Annotated in this window: 16 protein-coding genes and 1 pseudogene; 5 read left to right on the top strand and 12 right to left on the bottom strand. The window is 69.2% G+C overall.

Going from position 1 to position 15,931, the window contains the following annotated elements; genetic code table 11:
- Nucleotides 1-2: 2 nt before the first annotated feature.
- The 6 genes from L8H00_RS05020 to L8H00_RS04995 form a co-directional block, all read right to left on the bottom strand.
- Nucleotides 3-1,724 (bottom strand): penicillin-binding protein 2, encoded by a 1,722-nt coding sequence (locus L8H00_RS05020; RefSeq protein WP_242096139.1) that lies wholly within the window; start codon nucleotides 1,722-1,724, stop codon nucleotides 3-5.
- Nucleotides 1,721-2,368: a hypothetical protein gene (locus L8H00_RS05015; RefSeq protein ID WP_242096138.1), complete on the bottom strand. Its 648-nt coding sequence runs from the start codon at nucleotides 2,366-2,368 to the stop codon at nucleotides 1,721-1,723. Before L8H00_RS05015 ends, L8H00_RS05020 begins: the two co-directional genes overlap by 4 nt.
- A complete protein-coding gene (rsmH, locus tag L8H00_RS05010) occupies nucleotides 2,365-3,312 on the bottom strand; it encodes a 16S rRNA (cytosine(1402)-N(4))-methyltransferase RsmH (RefSeq protein ID WP_242096137.1) in 948 nt (315 codons plus the stop codon). The genes L8H00_RS05015 and rsmH overlap by 4 nt, the downstream gene beginning before the upstream one ends.
- Nucleotides 3,309-3,833: a division/cell wall cluster transcriptional repressor MraZ gene (locus L8H00_RS05005; protein WP_242096136.1), complete on the bottom strand. Its 525-nt coding sequence runs from the start codon at nucleotides 3,831-3,833 to the stop codon at nucleotides 3,309-3,311. Before L8H00_RS05005 ends, rsmH begins: the two co-directional genes overlap by 4 nt.
- Nucleotides 3,834-4,067: 234 nt before the next feature.
- Nucleotides 4,068-4,307, bottom strand: a complete 240-nt coding sequence (locus L8H00_RS05000) for a hypothetical protein (RefSeq protein WP_242096282.1) — start codon at nucleotides 4,305-4,307, stop codon at nucleotides 4,068-4,070.
- Nucleotides 4,308-4,383: 76 nt separating this feature from the next.
- Nucleotides 4,384-5,352 (bottom strand): cysteine synthase A, encoded by a 969-nt coding sequence (locus L8H00_RS04995; protein WP_242096135.1) that lies wholly within the window; start codon nucleotides 5,350-5,352, stop codon nucleotides 4,384-4,386.
- Between the two features lie 132 nt (nucleotides 5,353-5,484).
- Here L8H00_RS04995 and L8H00_RS04990 point away from each other — a divergent pair, with 132 nt between their 5' ends.
- The 3 genes from L8H00_RS04990 (at nucleotide 5,485) to aat (ending at nucleotide 7,434) form a co-directional block, all read left to right on the top strand.
- Nucleotides 5,485-5,868: a hypothetical protein gene (locus L8H00_RS04990; protein WP_242096134.1), complete on the top strand. Its 384-nt coding sequence runs from the start codon at nucleotides 5,485-5,487 to the stop codon at nucleotides 5,866-5,868.
- Between the two features lie 139 nt (nucleotides 5,869-6,007).
- Nucleotides 6,008-6,718 carry a ParA family protein gene (locus L8H00_RS04985; RefSeq protein WP_242096133.1) on the top strand — a complete coding sequence of 237 codons (711 nt, stop codon included), beginning with the start codon at nucleotides 6,008-6,010 and terminating at the stop codon, nucleotides 6,716-6,718.
- On the top strand, nucleotides 6,718-7,434 hold the full coding sequence (gene aat, locus L8H00_RS04980) for a leucyl/phenylalanyl-tRNA--protein transferase (RefSeq protein WP_242096132.1): 717 nt from the start codon (nucleotides 6,718-6,720) through the stop codon (nucleotides 7,432-7,434). The genes L8H00_RS04985 and aat overlap by 1 nt, the downstream gene beginning before the upstream one ends.
- Nucleotides 7,435-7,469: 35 nt before the next feature.
- Here aat and L8H00_RS18770 read toward each other — a convergent pair.
- The 5 genes and pseudogenes from L8H00_RS18770 to L8H00_RS04955 form a co-directional block, all read right to left on the bottom strand.
- Nucleotides 7,470-7,703 (bottom strand): annotated as a pseudogene (locus tag L8H00_RS18770) (DUF2155 domain-containing protein); the annotation flags it as partial.
- Nucleotides 7,704-7,903: 200 nt separating this feature from the next.
- Complete coding sequence (locus tag L8H00_RS04970; RefSeq protein WP_242096131.1) at nucleotides 7,904-8,296, bottom strand: NADH:ubiquinone oxidoreductase subunit NDUFA12; 393 nt, start codon at nucleotides 8,294-8,296, stop codon at nucleotides 7,904-7,906.
- A 10-nt stretch (nucleotides 8,297-8,306) separates the two neighbouring features.
- Nucleotides 8,307-8,834, bottom strand: coding sequence for a DUF192 domain-containing protein (locus L8H00_RS04965; protein WP_242096130.1), 528 nt, complete (start codon nucleotides 8,832-8,834; stop codon nucleotides 8,307-8,309).
- A complete protein-coding gene (locus tag L8H00_RS04960; RefSeq protein ID WP_242096129.1) occupies nucleotides 8,834-9,403 on the bottom strand; it encodes a cold shock protein in 570 nt (189 codons plus the stop codon). Before L8H00_RS04960 ends, L8H00_RS04965 begins: the two co-directional genes overlap by 1 nt.
- Before the next feature lie 72 nt (nucleotides 9,404-9,475).
- A complete protein-coding gene (locus L8H00_RS04955) occupies nucleotides 9,476-10,012 on the bottom strand; it encodes a RecX family transcriptional regulator (RefSeq protein WP_242096128.1) in 537 nt (178 codons plus the stop codon).
- 128 nt (nucleotides 10,013-10,140) lie between these two features.
- Between L8H00_RS04955 and L8H00_RS04950 the strand changes: the two genes are divergently transcribed.
- Together L8H00_RS04950 and L8H00_RS04945 are read left to right on the top strand one after the other, a co-directional pair.
- Nucleotides 10,141-11,883, top strand: coding sequence for a fatty acyl-AMP ligase (locus tag L8H00_RS04950; RefSeq protein WP_242096281.1), 1,743 nt, complete (start codon nucleotides 10,141-10,143; stop codon nucleotides 11,881-11,883).
- A 105-nt stretch (nucleotides 11,884-11,988) separates the two neighbouring features.
- Nucleotides 11,989-14,334 carry an EAL domain-containing protein gene (locus L8H00_RS04945; protein ID WP_242096127.1) on the top strand — a complete coding sequence of 782 codons (2,346 nt, stop codon included), beginning with the start codon at nucleotides 11,989-11,991 and terminating at the stop codon, nucleotides 14,332-14,334.
- 198 nt (nucleotides 14,335-14,532) lie between these two features.
- Here the strand turns inward: L8H00_RS04945 and L8H00_RS04940 are convergent, their stop codons facing one another.
- Entirely contained in the window at nucleotides 14,533-15,930 is a 1,398-nt protein-coding gene (locus L8H00_RS04940) for a hypothetical protein (protein ID WP_242096126.1), read from the bottom strand.
- Nucleotide 15,931 lies beyond the last annotated feature (1 nt).

Genomic DNA, 15,931 nt, shown 5'->3' with positions numbered 1-15,931 from the left:
CCTCATCGCCCATCCACCTGCTTCTCGCCGGGCGCCTGCCACAGCAAGGGCGTGATGTCCGACACATCGACGTCGCGGCGGGTGTCGGGGATCACACCCAGAATCGCGCCGATCCGCGACACGGTCCGCCCGACGACGGGCGCGGCGTTCCATGCGGCGGTCTTCCAGCCGAAGGTCTCCTTCGTGCCGATCGGCGAATCGAGCATGGCGAGCACGACATAGCGCGGGGCGTCCATCGGGAACGCCGCGGCGAAGGTTGCGACGTTGCGGTGATGGTCGTAGCCGCCCGCGACCGCCGCCTCGGCGGTGCCGGTCTTGCCGCCGACGCGGTAGCCGGGGGCGTCGCCCTTGCGGCCGGTGCCGCGCAGCACGATCAGCCGCAGCAACTGGCGCATCCGCGCGCTGGTCGCCTCGCTGATGACGCGGCGGCCCTGCGGCGCCTGGCCCGCGGGCACCTTCAGCAGCGTTGCCGGCCGCCAGATGCCACCGTTGACGAGCGCGGCATAGGCGCTGGCGAGATGCAGCGGCGTCACCGCGATGCCGTGGCCGTAAGCCGTCGTCATCACCGTCGTGCGGGCCCAATATTTCGGCCAGAGCGGATGGCCCTTCTCGCGCAGTTCGATATCCGGCTTGGTATCGAAGCCGAGTTTGCGGAACATCGCCTGCATCCGCTGCGGCCCCACCTCGTCGGCGATCCGGGCGGTGGCGACGTTGGAGGAATAGATCAGCGTTTCGGGGATGTTGAGCCAGCGCTTGGGATCGCCGCGCTCGTCATGGATCGTATAGCTGCCCACCCGCAGCGGGGCGGTCGCATCGAAGCGGCGCGCCATCGACGTGACGACGCCGCCGTCGATCGCCGCCGCCATCGTGATCGGCTTGAACGTCGAGCCGAGCTCGTAGACGCTCTGCGTGACGGTGTTGCGCAACTGTTCGCTGCCCGCCATCCCGACCCGGTTGGGGTTGAAGATCGGCAGCGACGCCATCGCGATCACCTCGCCGGTGTGGACGTCGAGCACCACGCCCGCGGCGCTGCGCGTCTGGAAGGTGGCGGCGGCGTGACCGAGTTCGCTTTCCATCGCCGCCTGCACGCGCGTGTCGATCGACAGCGCGATGGGCTTGCCCGCATTCGCCGGATCGAGCAGCCGCGCGTCGAGCACGCGTTCCATGCCGCTCATCCCGTGGCCGTCGGTAGACAGGAAGCCGAGCGCATGCGCCGCCATCGCCGATTGCGGATAAAGCCGCTGCGTCTCGCGGTCGAACACGATCCCGGGTTCGCCGATCGCGTTGACCTGCTCGACCAGCGCCGGCGACGCCCGCCGCTGGAGATAGACGAAGTTCGCGTGGCTGGTGAGCAGCGCGTAATAATGCGCCTGATTGCCGCCGTCCGGCATCAGCGCGGCGAGGCGCGCGGCGATGTCCATCGGATCGCCGATCAGCTTGCCGGGATGAATCGCGATCGTCCAGGCGTCGATCGTCCGCGCGAGCGGTGCGCCGTTGCGATCGACGATGTCGCCGCGTGCGGCGAGCGTCGCGGTGCGCGCGGCGGCGTCCGCCGGCCCCGACACGATCGCCAGCATCGCCAGCCGCCCGATCACCAGCAGCACCGCCGCGGCGAACAGCACCATCAGCATCATCAGGCGCATATGCGCGGTCGCGACCAGCTGGTGGCGCTGACCCGCGGTGCGCCGTGGCCCCTGGAGCGGCCGGGCGACGACGGCGGTCAACGCCGGTGACCCGCCTCGGCGCGCGCGCCGCTCAGAATATCGCCGAGCGTGGTGTCGGACAGGAGCTTGCGATCGAGCATGGCCATCGCCTGCGGCTTGGCATGCGCCGCATGCACCGTCGGCGCATGGGCGGCCTCCACGATGTGGATCGCGGCGGCGCGGATCACGCGCGGGCTGGCCGCCACCTTGGCCATCTGCACCGCGGCGACCTGTACCGCCGGCGCGGATGATGGCGCAGATACCGGCGCGGCGATCGCGGGCGCGGAGGTGATCGGTGCGGGCATCGCACCGGGTGCGGAGGGCACCACCAGCGCGGCGGTCTGCACCTTGGCATCGTCCGACGGCAAAGCGTTCACGTCGAGCGCCGCCAATTGATCCGCATCGGCCACGAACTGCCCGGCGGTGGGCGCGGCCAGCGCCAGCGTGTCGCCGTTCCACCGTTCGAGCTGCGCGAGGTTTGCACGCGTATCGAATTCGGTCTCCAGCGCGCGGATGTCGCGCTGCGCCGCCAGGATGTGGCCGTTGACCGCCTCCAGCTTCTTGCGCTCGGTCGCGACCTGGAGCGAGACCAGATAGAAGGCGAGCACCACGCCCACGCCGCTGGCGAACCAGCCGAAGCCCTTCAACCGATACGCCGCCGTCATGCCGTCACCTCGTTCGCCCAGGGTGTGTTCGTCCAGGAAGGGGCCGCGGTCCGCCGCGCCGTCCTGAGCGTCGCCGATCGTGCGCGGGGATTGCGCGCGACCTCGTCCTCGCCGGCGCGCACCGCGCGACCGACATTCTCGAAACTGGCGGCCGCACCCGCATCCGCCTGCGGCAGATGGCGCGAGCCCGCCGGCGCCCCGCCCGAACGGTCGCGCAGGAAGCGCTTGACCATCCGGTCCTCCAGGCTGTGGAACGTCACGATCGCCAGCCGGCCGCCGGGCTTCAGCACGCGCTCGGCGGCAGCGAGCCCTTCGGCCAGCTCGTCCAGCTCGCGGTTCACATGGATGCGGATCGCCTGGAACGCGCGCGTCGCGGGATCCTTCTTGTCGTGCGGGCGGTGGCCGAGCGCACGACGAACGACGCTCGCCAGCTCGGACGTGCGCGTCAGCGGCCGCGCGGCGACGATCGCCCGCGCGACGCGGCGCGACTTGGGCTCGTCGCCATAGCGATAGAGGATGTCGGCGATCGCCTCTTCGTCGGCCTCGTTCAGGAAGTCCGCCGCGGACATGCCCACTTGCGCCATCCGCATGTCGAGCGGGCCATCCGCCTGGAACGAGAAGCCGCGCCCGGCCTGGTCGAGCTGCATCGACGACACGCCGATATCCATCGTGACGCCGTCGACGGGCCGATCGAGCGCCGCCTCCAGCCGCGAGAAATCCGCCGCCACGAGACGCAGACCGTCCTCCTCGGCCTCGAGCGCACGCCCCGCCGCGATCGCGTCCGGATCGCGATCGAACGCGACCACGCAGGCGCCGCGCGCAAGCAACGCCCGCGTGTAGCCGCCGGCACCGAAGGTGGCGTCCACCATCGTCTCGCCGGGGGCCGGCGCGAGCGCGGCGACGACTTCGTCGAGCAGAACGGGGATATGCGGGAATTGGCTCACAACGCCACACCCTTTTCCGCCATGTAGAAGCGCGCCATCTCCTTGACGACGTCGGGCATGTCGGGCGTCGCGATCAACGTCGCCGGATCCCAGATCTCGATATAGTCGAGCACGCCATAGAAGAAGGCATGGCCCTTGATGCCGGCATAGAAGCGCGGAAATGCCGGCATGATGAAGCGCCCCGATCCGTCGAAAGGCACCGCCTCGCCCGAGGACGCACGACGCTTGATGTTATAGTCGAATTCACCATCGTCGCGGGTGTTCTCCGCCTCGCGTCGCCCCAGCCGTTCGGCCAGGATCGCGACGAAGCCGGGATCATAGGCAACGAGGCAGCGGTTCTTCTGATGGGCGCCGATCACGATCGTGCCCCCGTCCTTGCCATTCGCCTTGGGCGCGTTGGTCGCCAGAACCGATCTCAGGGATGCAGGGATCGCGACCCGGCCCTTGTCGTCGACAAGACCGATGCCATCGCCCTGATAATACTCCCTGTCCGACACGCCGACCTCGCGTTTGGCGTGCACGACCCGACCGCCCGGAAGGCGGCTGATCGCCGCCCACCGGATCGTTTTTCACGAACGGTAAAGCCTGCCCCTGTGTTAACGCTGGTTACCAAGGGAGCGCCGGGGACGCAACGGGATTTTTGGGGATGGCCGGGGAATCACGCCGGATAATGGTGCCGATCCGGTGGCAGCGCGGGCACGTCGCCCGTCACACAAGAACCGCAGGAACCGCGATCCCCGGAAATCCCCGACGGCTCACGGCGCGCCTCCCGCCGCCGGCTGGACATTGTCGGCGCTGGGGGCGACACCCAGTTCGGCAAGCGGCCCCGCGGCGGCTTCGTTGGCGAGCGCCATGTTGGCCATGACATCGGCATGGGGGGCGCCGATCGACGGCAGCGGCCGCTCGTGGGTGGCGGAACCGATGATCGCACTGGCCAGGCCGATGAGCAGGATCACGACAGCGAGGCCGATCATGCCGACCTTCACGCGTTGCATCGATTGTTGGGGATCGGGCTTGGGCTTCATGACGCCAATTTGACGTACCGGATCGGCACGCCTCTGTCGATTCGCGTCACGCCAGACCCTTGGCCTCGCGCCAGGCGGGATCGTGGAGCGTCGAGAGATAACGGAATCCGGTGTCGCACAGGATCGTCGCAACGCGCGTGCCCGCGCCCAGCCGCTGCCCCAGCCGCACCGCGCCGGCCACGTTGATACCCGACGACAAGCCGAGACACAGCCCCTCCTCATCGAGCAGGCGACGCACCCAATACCAGCCCTCCTGATCGGAGATGCGGAATTGGGTGTCGATCGGCGCGCCCTCCAGATTGGCGGTGATCCGCCCCTGCCCGATCCCCTCCGCCACCGAAGACCCTTCCGACTTCAACTCGCCATGCGCATAATATTCATAGAGCGCGGCGCCATGCGGATCGGTGAGCGCGATCGTCACCGATTCGTCCCGCGCCTTCAGCCCCAGCCCCACGCCCGCGATCGTTCCGCCGGTGCCGGCCGCGCAGGTGAAGCCGTCGATCCGGCCGTCCATCTGCGCCCAGATTTCCTCCGCAGTGCCGGTGATGTGCGCGCGGCGATTGGCGATATTGTCGAACTGGTTCGCCCAGATCGCGCCCTCCGTCTCCTCGGCGATCCGTCGGGACGTGTGGACGAAGTGGCAGGCGCTCGAATAGGGCGCGGCGGGGACGAGAACGAGTTCGGCGCCCAGCGCGCGCAGCGTGTCCATCTTTTCGCGGCTTTGCGTTTCGGGCATCACGATGATCGTGCGATAGCCCTTGGCATTGCCCACGAGCGCGAGGCCGATGCCGGTGTTGCCCGCCGTGCCCTCCACGATCGTACCGCCCGGCTTCAGAACGCCCCGCGCCTCCGCATCCTCGACGATGCCCAGCGCCGCACGATCCTTCACCGAAGCACCGGGATTGGCGAACTCGCATTTGCCGAAGATCTCGGCGCCGCTTTCCGCGCTCGGGCCCTTCAGTCGGACGAGAGGGGTGTTGCCGATAAGGCCCAGCGTGTCGGGAATGATATGCATCGCCCATAGATGGATAGTGCGTGCGCCGGCGGCAAGCGAGCGTCGCTTTGCCGCCGGCAAGCGGCGATTTCCACCACGCCTCGTCGCGCGCGCCTTGACGCCCTATGCTGCATGCGCGAAGCCCGGATCGCTATGACACGCCTCCTCCCCACCGCCGCCCTGGCCACGCTGCTTGCGCTGGCTGCCTGCAACTCCCAGCCCAAGGCCGAAGTGGTCGACGCCAACCCGGATCCGATGGCCAACGCCCTGAAGAACGCCCCCCCGGTCGAGCTGCCGCCCGCGATCAAGGCCGACAAGACGCTGCGCTGCAAGGACAACAGCCTCGTCTATGTCACCTTCTTCCAGGGCGAGAAGCAGGCCACCGTCCGCACCAAGGAAGGCGGCACCGCCACCAAGCTGATCGCCGCGAAGTCGGGCGATCCCTATGTCGCCGATGGCGGCTGGAAGATGACGGGCGGCCCCGACAGCGTCACCCTGACTCAGCCCGGCAAGGGCGAGCTCACCTGCAAGTCTTGATTCAGTAGACTTTTTACTCGGAGCGGGCTGGCGGAGCGATTCGTCAGCCCGTTTCCTTTCGGCCATGCGGCAAGGCTGGCCTTCTTCTCCCCGCCATATCCACTTGCGTTGGCCGGCCTGTCGCGCCAATCTTGCGCGCATGGCCACCATCGCGATCTACAGCTTGAAGGGCGGTGTCGGTAAGACGACACTCAGCGTCAATCTGGCCTGGTGCGCGGCGACGCGCTCGGCCCGGCGGACATTGCTCTGGGATCTCGATCCGCAGGCGGCGAGCAGCTGGGTGCTCGCGCACGGCACCCCCTCGAACGATGCGCAGGCGATCTTCTCGCGCGACGTGCCGCTCGCCACCCGCGCCATCGCAACGGCGTGGCCGCGGCTCGACCTGATCCCGGCGGACGGTTCGCTGCGCGGGCTCGACCGGCTCTTCCAGGATCTCGACAAGAAGAAGCGCCTGGCCAAGCTGCTGGGCGGCTTGAAAGGCTATGACCGGGTGTTGCTGGATTGCCCGCCCGGCCTGACCGACACGGCAGATCAGGTGATGCGTGCCGCGGACGTGATCGTGGTGCCCGTCATCCCCTCCCCACTTTCCGAACGCGCCTTCGCCGCGGTGAAGGCGCATCTGGGCGATCGCACCGCGCTGATGCCCGTGCATGTCATGGTCGATCGCCGGCGCAGCCTTCATGCGGCCGCCCTCTCGCGCAACCCCGACTGGCCGGTGATCCCGATGGCGAGCGTGATCGAGGAAATGACCGTTCGCCGCGAACCCGTCGGCGCGTTCGCGCCGCGATCGGCGGCCGCCGTCGCGTTCGACGGGCTGTGGCGAGCCGTGGAGCGCCAGCTCGCCGCCTGATGCCGCCGCTGGACCCGCAGCTCGTGCTCGGCGCCTATGCGGTGGGCGTGTTCCCTATGTCGGACGCGCGCGAGGCCGACAGCGTCTTCTGGGTGGAGCCGAAGCGCCGCGCCATCCTCCCGATCGAGGCGTTCCGCCCCTCGCACTCGCTTCGCAAGACGCTGCGCAACGACCGGTTTCGCGTGACGGCGGACACCGCGTTCCGGCGCGTCCTGCGGCTGTGCGCGGAGGGTGCGGCGGACCGGCCCGAGACGTGGATCAACCATGCGATCGAGGATGTGTTCGTGCAGCTCCACCGGATGGGCTTTGCGCATTCGGTCGAATGCTGGGACGGCGAGACGCTGGTCGGCGGCCTTTACGGTCTGGCGCTGGGCCGCGCGTTCTTCGGCGAGAGCATGGTCAGCCGCGCTACCGATGCCTCCAAGGTCGCGCTGGCCTGGCTGGTCGCGAGGCTGAGGGCCGGCGGCTTCACGCTCCTCGACTGCCAATTCCAGACCGATCATCTGGCATCGATGGGCACGGTCGAGATCGACCGTGCCGATTACATGGTGCTGTTGTCCGAAGCGCTGTCGGGCGTGATCGGCGCGGCATCCGCACCGGCATCGGCCTCCGGCGACTTCTTCGCGCTCGATCGCGGCGCGGGATCGGAAAGCGAGACGGTGTCGGGCCCCTTGTCGGGAAAAGCCATCGCGCAGCTTTTGATCCACACGTCGTAGATCGGATGCTGGACGACGTTCAGCGACGGGCGCTCCTTGTACAGCCATCCCGAAAAGCCGCGCCGCCAATGCCGGTCGGGTCCGCGCACGTCGAGCTGCACGAAGGCGCCGGTCAGATGATCGGCCTCCCAGGGCGCGGTTTCCTCGCAGGCCCGCAGCCGCACCACCGCATCGCCGACCCGCACCGCCTGACCCGGCTTCAACGTGAGATCGCGCGCGACGCCGTTTCGCTTGTTGAGCAGCCCGAGGACCGCCACCCGCTGCGCCATCGGCGTACCGCCGCCTGCGGTCGCGGCGTCGCCGGTATCGACCGTCTCCACGCCGTCAGTACCGGCTGCGCTCGGCACCGCCTGCACCACCGGGCCGGTCGTCGCCACGGGCGCGTCATCGCCATGAAGCGCGCGATAGCCGAACCAGCCGCCGACGATCAGCACCGCGGCGATCACCGCCGCGGCGATCCCGCGGCGGATCACGCGTCCGGCGACCAGGCTTCGTAGTCGCCCGTCGCCATCGCGCGCTTGCCACCCATTTCGAGCGCACCCGGGGGGCGATAGGCGAGCGCGGTGCCGGTCATGTTGGGGATGGCGGGCTTTTGCCAGGCGCGTGGCGCGGGCAGCGCCTTCTCGGGAACGGCATCGACCTGGTGGTGCAACCAGCTGAACCATTCGGGCGGCACCCGGCTGGCGTCGTTCGATCCGTTGTAGATCACCCAGCGGCGCGGATTGCCGGCGGTGTCGGCACCGCCCTGCCAATAGGTGTTGCCGATCGAATCCTCGCCGACCTGCGCCTTGCCGCGCAGGCCGAACCAGGTGCCGATCGTGGCGCCGTTCCACCAGGTGAAGGGATTGAGGTTGATGCCCATGGACGCCCGCTTACCGCGCCGCGCGCCCGCCTTCAACCGCGGATCGTGGCGGCGGTCCGCCGGGCCATGACACGGTGTCGCCCTCTGCGATGCCGAGTTCCGCGGTGCGGCCGCCCACCAGTTCGAGAACGGCGCCGATCGGCTCGCCCGACGGGATCTTCGCTTCCGAATAGGGCACCGCATTGTCCGCGATCCGCGCGATCGTCCCGTCCGCCCGAATGAACAGGATATCGAGCGGGGTGGGCGTGTTCTTCATCCAGAAGAACGCCTCGCGCGGCTGCGCGCCATCCGGGGGATAAGGCCAGAAGAGCATGCCGCCGTCGCGCGCCAGATCGGTGCGGTACATCAGCCCCTGTTCCTGCGCCGCCACGGTGCGCGCGGGCTCGACCGCGAAGCCATGCGTACCGCCGGCGCCGCGGATCGTCAGCGGAATGCGGACCGCGGATGCCGCCCCGGCGCTTCGGTTCGTCGCCGCGCCATCGTCCTGGGCGGTGCAGCCCGCCACCGCCAGCGCCGCGATCGCCACCGCCCGGCGCATCACGGCCCCTCCTCGACCACCACCGCCAGCGGCCCCTTGCGACCCGAAACGACGCGCGCGCGCATCGGCTGGTCGGGCTCCACCGTCGCGATGTCGGCCCGGCGCAGCGTTTCCATATGGACGAACACGTCCGCCCCATCGCGATCGCGGATCAGGAAGCCATAGCCTTTCAGGCGGTTGAACCATTTGACCGTCACCGGCTCGAACGGCCCGGCATCCTCGATCAGCGTGATCGGATCGATGCGGTCGGACGCGGTTCGGCGTTCGGGCATCGGCTCCTCGACGACGTCGCTCAGGTCGATCGATAGGATCTCGCGCGCCTGGAAGCCGCGTCCGCGCGACACCGCCAGCACGTCGATGCGCGCGCCCTCGGGCAGCGACCGCCGGCCGTGCGGTTGGAGAACGGAAAAATGCACCAGAATGTCGCCGATCTCGGCTTCGTCCGCCACCGCGAAACCGAAGCCCCGAGTCACGTCGAACCATTTGACCACACCGCCGATCCGCCGTCCGTCATCCAGCGGATCGGCGTCGGGCGTGGCATCGCCACCCTGCAGCGCATCGTTACGCATGTCTTACTCACCCCTGAGGACGGTCACGCTAGCATGGATCGCCCGTGCTGCAACGCACACGGATGACAGGTTTCAGGAAAAATCGTCTTCCGGCGGCACGTCCCCGGGGGGCAGCGCCACGATCCGCCGGGCGAGATCGAAGCCGTGGCCCGCGCGCAACATCGCCGCCACCTGTTTCTCGCGCACCGCCCGATCGCCCGATCCATCGCCGAATGGTCCGATCCGGCGGCGCTTCGCAAACGCGATCGCGGCGTCATAGGCGCGCTCCGCCACCTGCGGCACCACGGATTGCCGGTCCGGCTCGCCCACCCGCGCGGCACGCAGCGCATCGGCGACGCGACGGCCACCCAGACCGCGCCGCGCCATCGCCGCCGCGCGTGCCTCGGCGAAACCGCGATCGTCGATATAGCCCAGTTCCGCCATCCGCTCGGCGAGCGCCACGGGATCGGATTCGTCGCCCGACCAGCCGCGTTCGCGGATCTTGCGCGTCAGATAATCGGCCAATTTTCCCCGCGTCGTGGCAAACCGCTCGACATAGCGAAGCGCCATCCGCTCCAGTGCGGCGGCATCCAGCGGGCGGATCGGGGGACGTTCGCGTGGCATCGCCATGTTTGTGCCACAGTGCCAACCGAATTTGAACGCCGGCGTCTGCCACGTTGCAGGCCAGTCGAAAAATGGTCGGGGTGCGTCTGCACCCGGAAACAGGGTACGAAGGCATGTCGAGCGAGCAGACCCAGATGACGATCGAGGGCGTCGCCGCGCCCCGGGCCACCGCGACGGCGGACGGTCTGCCGCGTCGATTTGCCGATTTCGCGACGCTGGGCGAGGCGCTCGATTATGCCGCGACCGGCGTGCGGGGGTTGAACTTCCACGACGCGCGCGGCAGCCTGACACGCGGCTATCCCTTCGCGGAATTGCGCGACGATGCGCTGGCGATGGCACACCGGCTGATCGCGGCGGGCGTTGCGCCCGAAGACCGGATCGCGCTGGTCGCCGAGACGGGGCCGGAATTCGCCGCCTTGTTCTTCGCCGTGATCTACGCGGGCGCATGGCCGGTGCCGCTACCGCTGCCCACCTCGTTCGGTGGCCGCGAATCCTATATCGAACAGCTTCGCGTCCAGCTTTCGAGCTGCGATCCGAAGATGCTGATCTACCCGCCCGAACTGGCGCAGATGGCGGGCGCGGCGGCCGAGGCCGCCGGGACGCAGGGCATCGACTGGGCCGAACTCGCCACCCGCCAAGCGCCACCCGCGGTGCTTCCGCAAGCCGGGCCCGACGACATCGCCTATCTCCAATATTCGAGCGGCTCGACGCGTTTCCCGCACGGCGTGGTCATCACCCACCGCGCGCTGCTGAACAATCTCGCGGCGCATGCGCACGGCATGGCGCTCATCGACAGCGATCGCTGCGTCTCGTGGCTGCCCTGGTATCACGACATGGGGCTGGTCGGCTGCTTCCTCTCGCCGATCGCCAACCAGGTTTCGACCGACTATCTCAAGACCGAGGATTTCGCGCGCCGTCCGCTGGCATGGCTCGACATGATCTCGCGCAATCCGGGCACGTCGATCAGCTATTCGCCCACCTTCGGCTACGATATCTGCGCGCGTCGCATCTCCAGCCAGACGCGTGCGTCGGACCGCTTCGATCTCGCGCGCTGGCGCCTCGCGGGCAACGGCGCGGACATGATCCGGCCGGACGTGATGCAGGCATTCGTCGACGCGTTCGCCGATGCCGGGTTCGAAGCGACGGCGTTCCTGCCGAGCTATGGCCTGGCCGAGGCGACGCTCGCGGTGTCGATCATGCCGCCGGGCGAGGGCATCCGCGTGGAGCTGGTCGAGGAAACCCAGCTCTCGGGCGGCGAGAACGGCGCGAACCGCCCGCAGCGTTTCCGCGCGATCGTCAATTGCGGCAAGCCAGTGCGCGACATGGAGGTCGAAATCCGCGAGGAGGACGGCACGCCCCTGCCCGAACGCGCGATCGGCAAGCTGTGGTGCGCCGGGCCTTCGGTGATGGCCGGCTATTTCCGCGACGAGACCGCCACCGCCGCCACATTGGTCGATGGCTGGCTCGACACCGGCGACATGGGCTATATCTCCGACGGTTACATCTATATCGTCGGCCGCGCCAAGGACATGATCATCGTCAACGGCCGCAATCACTGGCCGCAGGATATCGAATGGGCGGTCGAGCAACTGCCTGGGTTCAAGGCGGGCGACATCGCCGCCTTTGCGATCACGACGCCGGGTGGCGAGGAGACCCCCGCGGTGCTCGTCCAGTGCCGCAGTTCGGACGAAGGCGAGCGCAGCCGGCTGCGCGACGCGATCCGCGAACGGGTCCGGTCGGTGACGGGCATGAACTGCGTGATCGAGCTGATCCCGCCGCGCACGCTGCCGCGCACCAGCTCGGGCAAGCTGAGCCGGGCGAAGGCGCGCAACCTGTATCTGGCGGGCGAGATCAAGCCCTATGATATCGCGGCCTAATTCTTTCAGGCATCGAACGAAAACGGGGCGGATTGCGACCGGTCGAGCGGTGATGGAAACCATCCGCTAACCAGCCACGGCTATCATATGGCCGTGACCCAACATATGACCTCGCACACCGATCCCGTCCGGATCAGTTTCCACACGCTGCTCGGGCTGCGCGACGGCGCCGATGCGGCCGAATGCGGCCGCATCCGGGCGACGCAACTGGCAGCGGGGCGACGATTGGCGCTGCTGCTGCTCGCCGCGAATCTGGTGGGCGCGGTGGGGGCGGTGCTGCTGCTCAGGCCGAGCATTGCGCTTTGGGAACTGGTCGGCTGGGGCGCCCTCGTCACGGCCGTCGCGGTCGGCGTTGCGACGCGGCGGCTCGCCTCGCATCACCGGGGCGACGGCTATGCGCGGCTCGAGGATCTGCGCACCACCGGTTTCGACGGACTGGCGCTTGCCGCCATCTGGGCGGTCGTGCCGCTTGCCTTCTGCATGCACACCCCGCCGCCGGTCACGTCCGGGCTGGGCGTCATCATCGCCGTCCTCATGACCGCCGCCTCGTTCGCGATGGCGCCGCTGGCGCTTGCCACGCTCGCCTTTCTCGGGCTGCTGGGGATGTCGGTCTCGCTCGAACTGACGCTCGCGCATGATTACAGCGCCGCGGCCGGCAGCATCGTCTTCACGCTGCTGCTGATGGCCACCTGCGTCAGCCGGGCACGGGCGCTCGTGGCGATCCGTGCCGCCGAACTCGCCTTGGAGGAGCGCAACGAGACCGTCAGCCTGCTGCTGCGCGAATTCGAGGATCAGGGCGCCGATTGGCTGTGGGAAACCGACAGCGCGCGCCGCGTGGTTCGCGCCTCGCCGCGGTTCTCGCTCGCCTGCGGGATCGATCCGCTGACGATCGACGGCATGCCGTTCCTTCAGGTGCTGGCCGGCCCCACCTGGGAGACGGGCAATTTCGCCGCGGGCCTGCGCACGCTGGCCGACAAGCTTAAGGCGCGCGAGAGCTTTCGCGACCTGCGCCTGCCCGTCCACGTGAACGGCGAGGAGCATTGGTGGGAGATCGCGGCGAGCCCGCGGTTCGACGATCGCGGCGCATTCGCCGGCTTTCGCGGCGTCGGCTCCGACGTGACCGAACAGCGCGCGTCAGCCGACAAGATCAACCGGATGGCCCGCTTCGACACGCTGACGGGCCTGCCCAACCGGCTGATGGTCAACGAGAATCTCGCACGGGCCATGGCCGAGGCCGACCGATGGGGCAGCCGCTGCGCGTTCATGATGCTCGATCTCGACCGCTTCAAAGCGGTGAACGACACGCTGGGCCATCCGATCGGCGATCGCCTGCTGCAGCGCGTGTCCGAACGGCTCGGCCAGCTGATGGGCGAGCATGCGATGTGCGGGCGGCTGGGCGGTGACGAGTTTGCGGTGATCGTCCACGACGCGCGCGACAGCAACGCGCTGGAGGCGTTCGCCAAGCGGATCATCGACACGCTCTCGCGGCCCTATGAGGTCGATCAGCACACGCTCTATGTCGGCGCCAGCGTCGGCGTCGCGGTGGGACCGCGCGACGGCCGCACCGCCGAGATGCTGATCCGCTCCGCCGATCTGGCGCTCTATCGTTCGAAGGATGCGGGCGGCGGCGTCTTCCACGCCTATGAGCCGCAGCTTCACGTCCAGGCCGAGGAACGCCGCGTGCTGGAGATCGCGCTGCGCAAGGCGGTGGAGAAGGGCGAGATGCACCTCGCCTATCAGCCGGTGGTCGATGCCGGCACCGGCAGGCTGATGGGCTTCGAGGCGCTGCTGCGCTGGGCGAGCCCCGAGTTCGGCAATGTGTCGCCGGTGAAGTTCATCCCGCTCGCCGAAGAGGCGCGGCTGATCGGCCCGATCGGCGAATGGGTGATGCGCACCGCCTGCGACGAGGCGGCGCGCTGGCCGAGCCACATCCGCGTGGCGGTCAACGTCTCGCCCGACCAGCTCCAGATCCCGGGCTTCGTCACCACCGTCACTTCGGCGCTCTCGAACAGCGGCCTGTCCGCCGAGCGCCTCGAACTCGAGGTGACCGAGAGCGTGTTCATGCACGAGGGCCTCGGCGCCACCAAGGTGCTGGAGCGCGTGCTCGATCTGGGCGTCCGCCTCAGCCTGGACGATTTCGGCACCGGCTATTCGTCGCTCGGCTATCTGAGCCGCACGCGCTTTTCCTCGATCAAGATCGACCGCAGCTTCGTGCAGGGCGCATCGAAGGGCGTGCGCGAGGCGATCGCGATCATCCGCGCGGTCGTGGCGCTCGCCAAGAGCCTGGGCATGGCGACGACGGCCGAGGGCGTGGAGACCGAGGCGGAGCACCGGATGGTGCAGGAACTGGGCTGTTCGAAGGTGCAGGGCTATTATTTCGGCCGGCCGCTGCCCGTCGAGGAAGCGCGGGCGCTGGCGAACCGCGACTGGGGCGCATCGGCGGCGGCGTGAGCATCCGGGCCGAAGTCGGCGAAGGTGGCACACAATCGACCCACATTCATTGGTATCACATAATGCCATATCGGGGCAGCGTTACCTCCCCCCCGCGCGCTGAGCCTGTCGAAGCACGCTCTCGACAGTCGATCCATCGCATGCGGTACAGGCCCTTCGACACGCTCAGGGCGAACGGTGAAGGACGACGCCGACCGCTTATCCCGCGACCATCGCCTGATAGCCTTGCGGCGGCAGCGGCAGGGCCAGGCGGGTGACGCCGCCGGCCAGCGCCACCGCGGCCAGCACGATGGCGAGCCCCCGCCCCCTCCACCAGCGCGCCTGCGCCAGCAGCACCGCAGCCAGCGCGGTCGCGACCATCGGCCATAGATGATAGCGCAGGTCCGACGCGATGCTGAGGACGAGGAAGCTCGCCTCCAGCGCCAGCGCCGAGGCGAGCAGCGCCAGCGCCAGCCGCGCGCCCGCATCCATCCGCCGCCACGCGCCCGGCAGCAGGAGCAAGGCGAGCATTGTCCACAGGATCGGCCAGCCCGGCGGCGTCTCGATCAGCCAATCCGCCAGCCGCTGCCACATCACCGCCAGCCAGCCCGGCCCCGCCAGCCCCAGGGTATTGGCCTCGCTATGGTTGGGCGGCCCCGCACCCATCAGCCGCGCGGGCACGATCCAGCGCTCGGTGGAGTTCCAGTGTGCGAGACGGTGCGCCGCATAGGCCAGCGGATGGCGCAGGATCGCGCCCGCCAGCCGGACGTACAGCGCACCCGGCGGGCCCACGTGCAGCGCCTCGACATAGGGTTCGCAGTGATCGGCATCGCCCAGCGGATCCCAGAAGAACGGCTTCACGCAGCCATGCGCGCGCAGCCCGGCGATCGCATCGGGTGCGAGCCCGGTCGCCGCGCCGTCGCCGGTGCGCACCGCGATCGCGCTCAGATCGTAGAGTGCCTGCGTCCGCTCGACGCCGCTGGGGCTCGCGCCGAGCAGGCGGTGGTTGACGAACGGCATCGCCGCCAGCACCGCCAAGGTCGCGACCACCAGCGCAACCGCGCGCCACCGCAGGTCGCTCGGCCGGCGCCATAGCGCGAAGCAAAGCGGCAGCACCGCGAAGAGCGCATTGGCGCGCACCAGCACCGCATAGCCGAGCAGCACCACCACCACCGGCACCACGGGCCAGGGCACCGGCCGCGCGCGCAGCCGCCACCAGCCGACCAGCCCCACCGCGGCCAGCATCGCACCCAGCATCTGCGCGTCCTTCAGCACCGCCGCCTGCCAGCCGAGAAACGGCGGCCAAAGCCCGATCGCCAGCACGGCGAACGCCGCGCCGCGTCGCCCGGCGGCGGCCAGCGCGGCGGCGATCAGCCCCAGCCCCAGCCAGTAACTGCCCATCTGCAACGCGAATAGCGGCGCGGCGCCGGTCGGGCCGAACAGCGCCCAGAGCCGCGCCATCGCCGGCGGATGCCAATCGTCATAGGCGCCCGCCAGCACCTGCCCATATTGGACGACGCTGTCGTACATGGCGATGCCCGGCCAGAAGAGCGCGAGGCTGGCCAGGAAGAGCACGCCCGCCGCCGCCACCGGCCAGCGCGGGCGGGCGCGCATCATG

This window comes from Sphingomonas sp. CROZ-RG-20F-R02-07 (genome assembly GCF_022662335.1).
Taxonomy (GTDB): domain Bacteria; phylum Pseudomonadota; class Alphaproteobacteria; order Sphingomonadales; family Sphingomonadaceae; genus Sphingomonas.
Note: the sequence above shows the minus strand (reverse complement) of the source record. Positions and strands in the feature narration are given on the sequence as shown.

Excerpts from the sequence above, each read along its gene's own strand:
- L8H00_RS05015 (WP_242096138.1), bottom strand. The coding sequence starts at position 2,368 with ATGACGGCGGCGTATCGGTTGAAGGGCTTCGGCTGGTTCGCCAGCGGC.
- L8H00_RS05000 (WP_242096282.1), bottom strand. The coding sequence starts at position 4,307 with ATGCAACGCGTGAAGGTCGGCATGATCGGCCTCGCTGTCGTGATCCTG.
- L8H00_RS04995 (WP_242096135.1), bottom strand. The coding sequence starts at position 5,352 with ATGCATATCATTCCCGACACGCTGGGCCTTATCGGCAACACCCCTCTC.
- L8H00_RS04990 (WP_242096134.1), top strand. The coding sequence starts at position 5,485 with ATGACACGCCTCCTCCCCACCGCCGCCCTGGCCACGCTGCTTGCGCTG.
- L8H00_RS04985 (WP_242096133.1), top strand. The coding sequence starts at position 6,008 with ATGGCCACCATCGCGATCTACAGCTTGAAGGGCGGTGTCGGTAAGACG.
- aat (WP_242096132.1), top strand. The coding sequence starts at position 6,718 with ATGCCGCCGCTGGACCCGCAGCTCGTGCTCGGCGCCTATGCGGTGGGC.
- L8H00_RS04970 (WP_242096131.1), bottom strand. The coding sequence starts at position 8,296 with ATGGGCATCAACCTCAATCCCTTCACCTGGTGGAACGGCGCCACGATC.
- L8H00_RS04965 (WP_242096130.1), bottom strand. The coding sequence starts at position 8,834 with ATGCGCCGGGCGGTGGCGATCGCGGCGCTGGCGGTGGCGGGCTGCACC.
- L8H00_RS04960 (WP_242096129.1), bottom strand. The coding sequence starts at position 9,403 with ATGCGTAACGATGCGCTGCAGGGTGGCGATGCCACGCCCGACGCCGAT.
- L8H00_RS04955 (WP_242096128.1), bottom strand. The coding sequence starts at position 10,012 with ATGGCGATGCCACGCGAACGTCCCCCGATCCGCCCGCTGGATGCCGCC.
- L8H00_RS04950 (WP_242096281.1), top strand. The coding sequence starts at position 10,141 with ATGACGATCGAGGGCGTCGCCGCGCCCCGGGCCACCGCGACGGCGGAC.
- L8H00_RS04945 (WP_242096127.1), top strand. The coding sequence starts at position 11,989 with ATGACCTCGCACACCGATCCCGTCCGGATCAGTTTCCACACGCTGCTC.
- L8H00_RS04940 (WP_242096126.1), bottom strand. The coding sequence starts at position 15,930 with ATGATGCGCGCCCGCCCGCGCTGGCCGGTGGCGGCGGCGGGCGTGCTC.